The following is a 9,587-nucleotide window of genomic DNA, read 5'->3' on the forward strand; positions in this document are numbered from 1 at the left end:
GCGCGGGCGGCCCGCCGCAGGGCGAGCAGGGCCGCCATCCGCGCGCGCGGGCCGAGCGCGGCGCCTGCCGTGCCGGTGCCCGCCCACACGTCCGCGGCGTCCGCCACCAGGGCCGGGTCGGACTCGCTGTGCAGCTGGAGGACGGCGCGCAGCCGCGGCCCGGCCTCGCCGTCCGGCGGTGCCTGCGCGTCCGTGGCGAGCGGCGGCTCACCGGGCAGCAGCTCGACGCGCAGCGACAGGCGGACGCCCGCCTCCAGGCCGGAGGCGAGGTCGGCGGCCCAGGCGCGCAGCTCGGGCGCGCGCACCGGCCGCATCGCCGCGAAGGCCGGGCCGCCCGCGGCCGCGGCCGCCGCGGGCGAGCGCACCAGCCCGTCCACGACCGCGTCGAGGAACGCCCGGAGGTGCCCTTCGGGCTCGGGCAGCAGCGGGGGCGCGGCACCGGGCAGCGGCGCCGCGTGCGCGGCGGGCGGCATGGCGGCGGCCAGCTCGCGCACCCGGCGCAGGTCGTCGGAGCCGAGCGGCCCGGCGCGCCAGGTGTCGTGTCCGGCGGCGGAGATCGCGGGCAGCAGCCGGCCGCGGGCCGCCAGGTGCAGGGCGAGCAGAACGGCGGCTCCCCAGAAGGCCGCCGCCGGGTCGGCCGGGGCGGTACGGGCCCGGGCCCGGGTCAGGGCGGGCAGGGCGTCGTGGACGGGCAGCACGCGGGCCCGTACGGCGCGCGTACGGACCTCCGGGCAGCCGTCGGACCCGAGGGTGCCGTCGGCCGCCGCGCGCGGGACGACGACGGTCAGCTCCTCGACGGTGCCGGGCCCGGCGGGAGGCGGGCCGTCCGGACGCCAGAAGGCGATGCGGCCCGCGCGCGCCGGATCGGCGGGCAGGAACACGGCGGAGCAGTGGGCGAGTCCGGTGAGGGGCGAGAGCGTGGCCGCGGAGGGAGAGGTCACGGCGGAGCGTACTCCTCAAATTTGACTAGTGGTCGGACGGTCGAGGGTACAGCACGTCTCCGGCACCCGGCAGGCACCGCGGGCGCGCCGGGTGCGGGGCCGTCTGGACCGGTCCGCCCCGCGCGGGGCGGCGTCCGCACGCGCGGACCGCGGTGCCCGCCCCCGTAGGACCGTCGGCCGTCCGCGTCCGCGGTCGGCGGCACGCGGACTCAGGGCGGGCGGGCCGCCGGCCTCGGCATCCGTCCCGCGCGGGACGGAACCGGGCGGGGCGCGTGCCCGTTCAAGGAAGTGGGAGCGGCGTGCGCCGCGAAGGAGGCGGAGACGATGTCGTTGCGGGCGAAGGTCGCCATCGGCGGAGTGGCGGTGGGAGTGCTCTTGTTGTGGCTGCTGCCCTTCTGGGCGGCGGTCCTGGTGATGGTCGGCGTGCCGGCCGGCGCGTACCTGGCCTTGGACCCCTCGCAGCGGCGCAGGCTGCGGCGGGTGTCCCGCAAGCAGCTCGGGCGCTGACCTGGTCCGGCGCGCGGGTCCGCCACGCGCGGGTCCGCGGCGCCGGGTCCGCGGTCCGGCCCCGCGCGCCGGACCGGCTCAGCCGTCGCGGACGGCCAGCGCCAGGTAGCGCGTGTCCTCGTCCGCGTACGAGGTCAGGCGCCAGCCCGCGGCGGCCAGCAGTGGGCGCAGCCGGGGCCCGGCCCGCAGGTCGTCCGGTGTGAGCCGGCGGCCCTGGCGGGCGGCGAGCGCGGCCCGGCCGACCGGGTGGAACAGCGCCATCCGGCCGCCCGGGCGGGTCACCCGGGCGAGCTCCTGCAGGCCCGCCTCCGGCGCGGCCAGGTGCGAGATCAGCCCCGCGGCGAACACGGCGTCCAGCACGCCGTCGCGCAGCGGCAGCCGGCCCGCGTCGGCGAGGACGAGCGCCCCGTCGCGGTGCCGTCCGGCCCGTACGGCCTCGGCCAGCATGGCGGGGGTGAGGTCGGCGCCGAGCACTGTTCCGGTGGGTCCGACGGCGGCGCGCAGCGCCGGCAGGGCCCGGCCCGTACCGCAGCCCGCGTCGAGGACCACGCCTCCGGCGGGCGGGGCCAGCTCGGCGACGGCGGTCGCGAAGGCGGGGCCGTCGTCAGGAAAGCGGGCCTCCCAACCGCTCGCGCGGGCGGCGAAGAAGTCCCGGACCCGCGCGTGCCCGTCGCTGTCGTCTCGTGCGGCTCTGCCGTCGCTCATGGGTCCTTCGTCGGTCCTGGTTCCTCGTCCCGGCGCGGGGCGGACTGCACCGAGGACGAGGCGGAGCGGGCGTGCCGCGCGTCGGCGTTGACGAAGCCTACGGCCCGCCGGCGCCCGCGTCGGCGTCGGGGCCGGAGCAAGGCGACCGCCCGGGGCATCCCCGGGCCCCGCCGCCCCACGGTTCGCCGGATCCTGCCGGGGGTACCCGGCTGCAGCCCGAGACGTACGACGGCGAAGGGATACCAGTGATGCGAGCGGTGACGTGGCAGGGCAAGCGTGATGTGCGCGTCGAGACGGTGCCCGACCCCGTGATCAAGGAGCCGACGGACGCGGTCATACGGGTCACCTCGACCGGGCTGTGCGGCTCCGACCTGCATCTGTACGAGGTGCTGACACCCTTCATGACGCCCGGCGACATCCTCGGCCACGAGCCGATCGGCGTCGTCGAGGAGACCGGGGCGCAGGTGCCGGACCTCAAGCCGGGGGACCGGGTGGTGGTGCCGTTCCAGATCGCCTGCGGCCACTGCTGGATGTGCGACGCGGGTCTGCCCACGCAGTGCGAGATCACCCAGGTCGTCGAGCACGGCATGGGCGCGGAGCTGTTCGGCTACACCAGGCTGTACGGCGCGGTGGCGGGCGCCCAGGCCGAGTACCTGCGGGTGCCGCAGGCCCAGTACGGGCCGATCAAGGTCCCCGACGGGCCGCCGGACGACCGCTTCGTCTACCTGTCCGACGTGCTGCCCACGGCGTGGCAGGCGGTGCGGTACGCGGACGTGCCCCGGGGCGGCTCGGTGGCGGTCCTGGGCCTCGGCCCGATCGGCGCCATGGCCTGCCGGGTCGCGGCCCATCTGGGCGCGGGCCGGGTGATCGGCGTGGACCTGGTGCCCGAGCGGCTGCGGCGGGCCCGCGCCGACGGCGTCGAGGTGTTCGACCTGAGCGCGTGCGACAGCCGACAGGACCTGGTCGACGCCGTACGGGCCGTCACCGGCGGCCGCGGCCCGGACGCCGTCATCGACGCGGTCGGCACCGAGGCCCACGGCAGCCCCCTCGGCCGCACCGCCCAGCAGGCGACCGGCCTGCTGCCCCGGGACTGGGCCGCGAAGCTGACGTCGAAGACGGGCGTGGACCGGCTGGCGGCGCTGCGGCTGGCCATCGCCCTGGTGCGGCGCGGCGGCACGATCTCCCTGAGCGGCGTCTACGGCGGGATGGCCGACCCGCTGCCCATGCTGACCCTGTTCGACAAGCAGGTCACCCTGCGGATGGGGCAGGCGAACGTCCGGCGGTGGTCCGACGACATCCTGCCGCTGCTGACCGACGAGGATCCGCTCGGCGTCGACGGGTTCGCCACCCACCACCTTCCGCTGGAGGACGCCCCGCACGCGTACGACATGTTCCAGCACAAGGAGGACGGCGCCATCAAGGTGCTCATGCGCCCGTGAGCGCGCTTGCGGCCGGGGCCGGCCGGAAGGGGCGGCCGGGCCGCTGGCTTTCCGGCCGCCCGCGCGGGCCGCCGGCCGGGTTTCGGCCGGGAGGCTACGGGCACTTCGGCGATTCGGAGAGGTTTCAGCGTCATATCCCTCAGGAGGCATCATGGCCCAGCACGGCACACCCGGCACGTCCGCGGCCGCCGACGACGCCGTGGCGCTGCTCATGCGGCAGCACGTGACGATCCGCGGCCTGTTCGACGAGGTCGAGACGACGACGGGCGCCGCACGCCGTACCGCCTTCGAGCGTCTGGTCCGCCTGCTGGCCGTGCACGAGACGGCCGAGGAGGAGGTGGTCCACCCGTACGCGCGCCGCGCGGTCGAGGACGGCGAGAAGGTGGTGTCCGAGCGGCTGGAGGAGGAGAAGGAGGCCAAGGAACTCCTCTCCCGCCTGGACGGCATGGACACCGACGCCCCCGGCTTCCTGCGCGAACTGGCCGTCCTGCGCCGCGAGGTGCTCGCCCACGCCGACGCGGAGGAGCGGTACGAGTTCCCACGCGTGCGGCAGGTGGCGAGCCCGCAGCAGATGACGGGCATGGCGAAGGCCGTCAAGGCGGCGGAGGCGATGGCGCCCACGCATCCCCACCCCGGGGTGGAGTCGGGCGCGAAGAACGTCGCCCTGGGGCCGCTGGCCGCGGTGGTGGACCGCGCGCGCGACGCGGTCCGCGGAGCGCTGCGCTAGGTCGGCTGAACGGGCTGTTGGCCCGCGCACCCCGCGCGCGGGGTGCGCGGTCGGCCGTCTCGTACGGTGTGCGCCATACGGCGACGCGGAGGGCCGGACGCGTGCGGNTCGGCCGTCTCGTACGGTGTGCGCCATACGGCGACGCGGAGGGCCGGACGCGTGCGGCAGGCGGCCGCCGCGGGTCCGGACGCGGCCGCCGGGAGCTCGCCGGCTCCCGGGCGCTCGCTGTCGGGTTGTCGAGCGCGCGCGGGCACGCTACCGGACTATCGGACGGGGCTACCGGCGCTGCCGGACGGCGGCCGACAGCGCCGCCGGCAGCCGGTCGGCCTGGTCGCCGGCCGGCCCGGCGCCCTCCGGCCGGGGCGCGGCGTCCCGGCCGGGCACCGGCCGGGAGGTGAACGCGCGCCCGCGCCGCCCGGCCAGCTCCCGGCCGGAGGTCAGGCACCACGACCACCACCGGTCCAGGTCCGCGGTGCTCAGCCGCTCGCCGGGCAGCGCCGCGGGCCAGCCGCACGCGCGGGCCTGCGCGCTGAGCTTGGCGCCGCCGTCGACCGGGTCGACGGCCAGGGGCGGCGTGCCCGCGCGGAGCGCCAGGACCAGGCCGTGCAGCCGGTCGGTGATGACGAGGTCCAGCCGGGCGACGACCGACTCGAACTGCGCGGGTGTGGCGCACAGCCGCCAGTCGTCCGCGTCCAGCCGGGTCTCCAGCTCCAGCCGCGCGCAGTCCTTTCCCGCCAGCCACCGGGTCACCGTGTCCGCCACCTCGGCGTGCCGGCGGCGGCCGCCGTACTCGTGCTGGCCGTGGGTGAGGATCACGCCGACGACCGGCACGGCGGGCGCGGCCGGGGCACCGGCGGCGAGGTCCCGCGTGGCGTCGCCGCGCGGGGTGTCCCGGGCGAGCACCGTGTGGAAGCCGTCGGCGGCCGGGCTGTCGCCGTCCACGACGGACGTGCCGACGGCGACGCGCACGCAGTGGCGGAACCGCCGGTGCAGGTCCTCGACCTGCGCCCCGTGCAGCGGCCCGCACACGAACACCAGGTGCGAGTAGGCGGCCGGGTCGGCGTCGGCCAGGTGCAGCGCGCCGGGCCGGAAACCGGGGCTCCAGGCGACGTCGTACGGCGTGCCGGCCCGGTCGAGGACCTGCTGGACGCGGTGCAGCGCCAGCACGTCCCCGGCGGTGGCCTCGCCGTGCAGGAAGCTGAACCAGCCGGTGACCAGGATCCGGCGCGGACGTACCGCCGTGCCGCTCATGGCCTTCCCCCTTCCGGCTCAGACGGCCAGCGCGTAGGCGACGAAGAACGCGACGCACAGGGCGGCGACGAGCAGGATGACGACCACGGGCCCCGTGGACCATCCCCTGGTCGGGTTGTGGGTCTCCCGGGGGCCCGCGCCCGGCGTGCTGCCCTCCGCGGGCGGGGTCTCGCCCGGCGGCACACCGCCGCCCCCAGACCGCCCCGGCGCCCGGAGGGAATCCGGATCAGGATTTTTGTCCGTCATGACTGCCGTGTGCCCAATTGTCGGCACGCATCACTCGCCGCGGTGTTTGACGTCGCGGTGGCGGGCTACCACGGAAGATCCCCGGACCGGCGGGGCGCCGCCCGGCGGTGGGGACGCCCCGGGAACGGCGCCCGAGCGCGGCGGGGGCGAGGCACGTGCCCCGCGCGCCGGGACGCGCCGGACCGGGATCCGGAGAGGAGAACCGTGGCCGAACCGCCCATCGGAGTGGTCATCGCCACCCGCGACCGCGCCGACAGTCTCGCGGTGACCCTGGACCACCTGTGCGCCCTGCCCGAGCGGCCCGCCGTCCTGGTGGTCGACAACGCGTCGACGGACGGTACGCGCGCCATGGTCGCGGCCCGGTTCCCGGGCGTGCGGGTGCTGTCCCTCCCCGCCAACCGCGGCGCGCTGGCCCGCAACGCGGGCGTACGGGCGCTGCGCACCCCGTACGTGGCCTTCAGCGACGACGACTCCTGGTGGGCCCCCGGCGCGCTCGCCACGGCCGTCCGGCTGCTGCGCGACCACCCGCGGCTCGGCCTGCTGGCCGCCCGCACCCGCGTCGGCCCCGACGGTGCGCCCGACCCGCTCAACGACGTGCTCGCCGCCTCTCCGCTCGGTCGGGAGCCCGGGCTGCCCGGGCCGGGCGTGTTCGGGTTCCTCGCCTGCGCGGCCGTGGCCCGGCGCCGCGCCTACCTGGAGGCGGGCGGCTACCACCCGCTGCTGTTCTTCGGCGGCGAGGAGACGCTGCTCGCCTACGACCTCGCCGCGCGCGGCTGGGGGGTGTGCTACTGCCCGGAGGTGGTCGCCCACCACCACCCGGCGCCGGCGGCCCGCACCGGGCGCACGGCGACCGTGCGCCGCAACGCGGTCCTGACCGCGTGGCTGCGCCGGCCGCTGCCGGTGGCCGTAGGCCGCACGCGCGCACTCGCCGCCGAGGCCCCCGCGACCGCGCCGCCCGCCAGGCGCTGCGCGGCGCTCTCACGCGCGTCCCGGCGGCGCTGCGCGCCCGCGCGCCGCTGCCGCCGCACCTGGAGACGGCGGCCCGGATCGTCGACGGGGCGCCGCGGTGACCGGCGGCCGCGTCACCGTGGTGGTGATCACCCACAACAGGCGCGCCGAGCTGCTGCGGACCCTGGACCGCCTCGCGGCCCTGCCCGAGGCCCCGTCCGTGATCGTCACCGACAACGCCTCCACGGACGGCACCGCGGCCGCCGTCGCGCGGCGCCACCCGCGCGTGCGGCTGCTGCGGCCCGGCCGGAACCTCGGCGCCGTCGGCCGGAATCTCGCGGTCCGGTACGTCGCCACGCCGTACGTGGCCTTCTGCGACGACGACACCTGGTGGGCCCCCGGATCGCTGGCCCGCGCCGCCGGACTGCTGGACCGGCACCCGCGGCTGGCGTCGGTGACCGCGCGCATCCTGGTGGAGCCGGGCGGGACGGAGGACCCGATCGTCGAGGAGCTGCGCGACTCGCCGCTGACCGGCCCGTCCTGGCTGCCCGGCCCCGCCCTCGGCTCCGTCCTCGCCGCGGCCACCTGCCTGCGCGCCGACGCCTTCCGCGAGGTCGGCGGCTTCAGCGCGCGCCTGTGGCTGGGCGGGGAGGAGGAGCTGTTCGCCGCGGACCTGGCCGCGCGCGGCTGGTGGCTGGCCTACGTACCGGACCTGACGATCCACCACCAGCCCTCGCCCGCGCGTGACGCCACGCTCCGCCGCGTCCACGGCATCCGCAACACCCTGTGGTTCTCCTGGCTGCGGCGGCCGCTGCCCGCCGCGCTGCGCCGCACGGCCCACCTGGCGCGCACCGTCCCGCGCGACCGGGCGTCCCTGCGCGCCTTCGGCCAGGCGGCGGCGGGCCTGCCGTGGGTCCTGCGGGAGCGGCGGGTGGTGCCGCCCGCGGTCGAAGCCCGGCTGCGGCTGCTCGAAGGCGCGCAGCGCAGGTCGCGGGCCCGGCGCTACGTCGGCTGAACGCGCGCCCCGGGCCGGGCCGCCGGGCCGTGTCCGCGCCGGCCGGCCCGGCTGCTCAAACCGGCCGGCCCGAAGCTTCAGCCGGTGAGCCCGGGGCTTCAGCCGGTGAGCCCGGCGAGGGCGACCACTCCGTCGACGCGCACCCGGACGAGCGGTTCGCCGGGCACGGCGTTGCGGGTGCCGAACTCCTCCGCCCGCTCCTCGCCCTCCGAGACGAAGGCGCGCCGCTGTTCGCCGGTCGTCTTCTCTGCCATGTCCCCATCGTGTGCCAGGTGGTGCACTCCGGCGCGCCGACCCGCCGCGCTGCTTGCCCCGAGGGCGGCGGTGAGAAAGGCTGGCACGGGACCTGTGGGGCATCGGCGGGACGGGGAGGCTGAGGGGATGGCACTCAACAAGGGGCTCGACTGGCTGCTGGACGACCTGATCGAACGGCTCGCGAAGGTGCGGCACGCGGTGGTGCTCTCCAACGACGGGCTGGTGACGGGGGCGAGTTCGTCACTCGCCGTGCAGGACGCCGAGCACCTCGCGGCGGTCGCCTCCGGGCTGCACAGCCTCGCCAAGGGGTGCGGCGGCCACTTCCGTTCGGGCCGGGTACGGCAGACGATGGTCGAGTACGACGACGGCATCCTGTTCGTGACGGCGGCGGGCGACGGCAGTTGCCTGTGCGTCCTCAGCGGCCCGGAGGCAGACCCCGGGCAGATCGCCTACGAGATGGCACTGCTGGTCAACCGGGTCGGCGAGCACCTGGACGTGGAGGCCAGGCAGCACAACGCGCCCAGCGGGCTGTGACGCCCCGCCCCCGGGCAGGCCGCGGCCGCCCGGGAGCCGGCCCGCGGCGGGCGCGGAGTGCGGCGGCGGGGCGCGGGCCGGCGGCGGACAAGCGGAACCACGGTTATCCACAGGCCCGGCGGCGGGTCCCTCTCAGCGGCTAGAGTCATCACTGTCAGTGACTAACTCGTCGCGGGGGAGCCGCTATGCCAGTGGTCGGGGAGCGCCGTGAGGCGCGCGAGGGACAGCGTGCGGAGCAGCGGCCGCGGAGCGGGCCGCGGGAGACGGTGGCGCTCGGCACGGCAGCCCGTCAGCTGGGGCTGGGGCCGCGCGAGTTCGACCTCGCCGTGTGCCTGGGGGAGGTGCGGACGACGGCCGTGGCGGGCGCGGGGCGGCGGGTGGCGCGCGCGGAGATCGACCGCGTCCTGGGCGCTCCCGGCTTCCCCGGGGCACTCATGGAGCGGCTCAAGGTGGTCGGCACGGCGGCGGGAGCCGAGGCGCTGGGCGTCAGCCCGGGCCGGTTCACCCGGCTGGCGCGCGCCGGGTACCTGGTCCCGGTGCGGTGCTACGTCAACCGGTACCGGGCCCTGGTCTGGCTGTACGCGGCGGCGGAGCTGGCCGATCTCGCCGAGCGCCGGCCGGACCTGCTGGCCGGCCGCGCACCGGAGGCGCTGCGCGCGCTGCTGGCGGCCGGCGCGGACCGGCGCGCCAGGACATGGCGGGCCCGGCGGGTCGCGCACCTGCTGCGCCAGGCCGACGACCCCTGGCGGCGGGCCGCGGTCTGGGCGGCGGTGCTCGCCCCGGACGACATCGCGGCGGCCGTGCCCGATCCGGCCGAGCGGGCCCTGGTCCAAAGACTGGCTCCCGACCTCGGCGGGTCGCGCGCCCAGGCGCCCGCCGTGCGGGCGGTGATGGACGGTATCTCGACGGCGGACGGTCCGCAGGAGGCCGCGCACTACCGGTCCGGGCTGGCCGCCGCCCTCGACGGCGCCCGCCGGTCCGGCCCCCCGCCCCGGCCGCAGGCGCGGGCGCCGCGGGGC

At 77.7% G+C, this 9,587-nt stretch carries 9 protein-coding genes and 3 pseudogenes; 7 read left to right on the top strand and 5 right to left on the bottom strand.

Annotated features, from left to right (window positions below):
* Positions 1-941 (bottom strand): annotated as a pseudogene (locus tag RKE29_RS24295) (ATP-dependent helicase); the annotation flags it as partial.
* A gap of 324 nt (positions 942-1,265) precedes the next feature.
* Here RKE29_RS24295 and RKE29_RS24300 point away from each other — a divergent pair.
* Positions 1,266-1,448, top strand: coding sequence for a hypothetical protein (locus RKE29_RS24300; RefSeq protein WP_312007748.1), 183 nt, complete (start codon positions 1,266-1,268; stop codon positions 1,446-1,448).
* Between the two features lie 78 nt (positions 1,449-1,526).
* Here RKE29_RS24300 and RKE29_RS24305 read toward each other — a convergent pair whose 3' ends face one another.
* Positions 1,527-2,153 (bottom strand): methyltransferase domain-containing protein, encoded by a 627-nt coding sequence (locus RKE29_RS24305; protein ID WP_312007749.1) that lies wholly within the window; start codon positions 2,151-2,153, stop codon positions 1,527-1,529.
* A 248-nt stretch (positions 2,154-2,401) separates the two neighbouring features.
* Here RKE29_RS24305 and RKE29_RS24310 point away from each other — a divergent pair, with 248 nt between their 5' ends.
* Entirely contained in the window at positions 2,402-3,592 is a 1,191-nt protein-coding gene (locus RKE29_RS24310; RefSeq protein ID WP_312007750.1) for a zinc-dependent alcohol dehydrogenase, read from the top strand.
* Between the two features lie 151 nt (positions 3,593-3,743).
* Positions 3,744-4,319 carry a hemerythrin domain-containing protein gene (locus RKE29_RS24315; protein ID WP_312007751.1) on the top strand — a complete coding sequence of 192 codons (576 nt, stop codon included), beginning with the start codon at positions 3,744-3,746 and terminating at the stop codon, positions 4,317-4,319.
* Between the two features lie 276 nt (positions 4,320-4,595).
* Here RKE29_RS24315 and RKE29_RS24320 read toward each other — a convergent pair whose 3' ends face one another.
* Both RKE29_RS24320 and RKE29_RS24325 read right to left on the bottom strand, forming a co-directional pair.
* Positions 4,596-5,570 carry a polysaccharide pyruvyl transferase family protein gene (locus tag RKE29_RS24320; RefSeq protein WP_312007752.1) on the bottom strand — a complete coding sequence of 325 codons (975 nt, stop codon included), beginning with the start codon at positions 5,568-5,570 and terminating at the stop codon, positions 4,596-4,598.
* 18 nt (positions 5,571-5,588) lie between these two features.
* A complete protein-coding gene (locus RKE29_RS24325) occupies positions 5,589-5,816 on the bottom strand; it encodes a DUF6480 family protein (RefSeq protein ID WP_312007753.1) in 228 nt (75 codons plus the stop codon).
* 204 nt (positions 5,817-6,020) lie between these two features.
* Here RKE29_RS24325 and RKE29_RS24330 point away from each other — a divergent pair.
* Both RKE29_RS24330 and RKE29_RS24335 read left to right on the top strand, forming a co-directional pair.
* Positions 6,021-6,886 (top strand): annotated as a pseudogene (locus tag RKE29_RS24330) (glycosyltransferase family 2 protein).
* On the top strand, positions 6,883-7,779 hold the full coding sequence (locus RKE29_RS24335) for a glycosyltransferase (RefSeq protein WP_312007754.1): 897 nt from the start codon (positions 6,883-6,885) through the stop codon (positions 7,777-7,779). Before RKE29_RS24330 ends, RKE29_RS24335 begins: the two are co-directional and overlap by 4 nt.
* Positions 7,780-7,877: 98 nt before the next feature.
* Here the strand turns inward: RKE29_RS24335 and RKE29_RS24340 are convergent.
* Positions 7,878-7,985, bottom strand: a pseudogene (locus RKE29_RS24340) (PPOX class F420-dependent enzyme); the annotation flags it as partial.
* Between the two features lie 175 nt (positions 7,986-8,160).
* Between RKE29_RS24340 and RKE29_RS24345 the strand changes: the two are divergent.
* Positions 8,161-8,568, top strand: a complete 408-nt coding sequence (locus tag RKE29_RS24345) for a roadblock/LC7 domain-containing protein (RefSeq protein WP_312007755.1) — start codon at positions 8,161-8,163, stop codon at positions 8,566-8,568.
* Between the two features lie 185 nt (positions 8,569-8,753).
* The coding region (locus RKE29_RS24350) for a DUF6397 family protein (protein ID WP_312007756.1) at positions 8,754-9,587 on the top strand (834 nt) is incomplete at its 3' end.

This window comes from Streptomyces sp. B1866, from assembly GCF_031932565.1.
GTDB lineage: Bacteria > Actinomycetota > Actinomycetes > Streptomycetales > Streptomycetaceae > Streptomyces.

Excerpts from the sequence above, each read along its gene's own strand:
- RKE29_RS24315 (WP_312007751.1), top strand. The coding sequence starts at position 3,744 with ATGGCCCAGCACGGCACACCCGGCACGTCCGCGGCCGCCGACGACGCC.
- RKE29_RS24310 (WP_312007750.1), top strand. The coding sequence starts at position 2,402 with ATGCGAGCGGTGACGTGGCAGGGCAAGCGTGATGTGCGCGTCGAGACG.
- RKE29_RS24345 (WP_312007755.1), top strand. The coding sequence starts at position 8,161 with ATGGCACTCAACAAGGGGCTCGACTGGCTGCTGGACGACCTGATCGAA.
- RKE29_RS24325 (WP_312007753.1), bottom strand. The coding sequence starts at position 5,816 with ATGACGGACAAAAATCCTGATCCGGATTCCCTCCGGGCGCCGGGGCGG.
- RKE29_RS24305 (WP_312007749.1), bottom strand. The coding sequence starts at position 2,153 with ATGAGCGACGGCAGAGCCGCACGAGACGACAGCGACGGGCACGCGCGG.
- RKE29_RS24300 (WP_312007748.1), top strand. The coding sequence starts at position 1,266 with ATGTCGTTGCGGGCGAAGGTCGCCATCGGCGGAGTGGCGGTGGGAGTG.
- RKE29_RS24320 (WP_312007752.1), bottom strand. The coding sequence starts at position 5,570 with ATGAGCGGCACGGCGGTACGTCCGCGCCGGATCCTGGTCACCGGCTGG.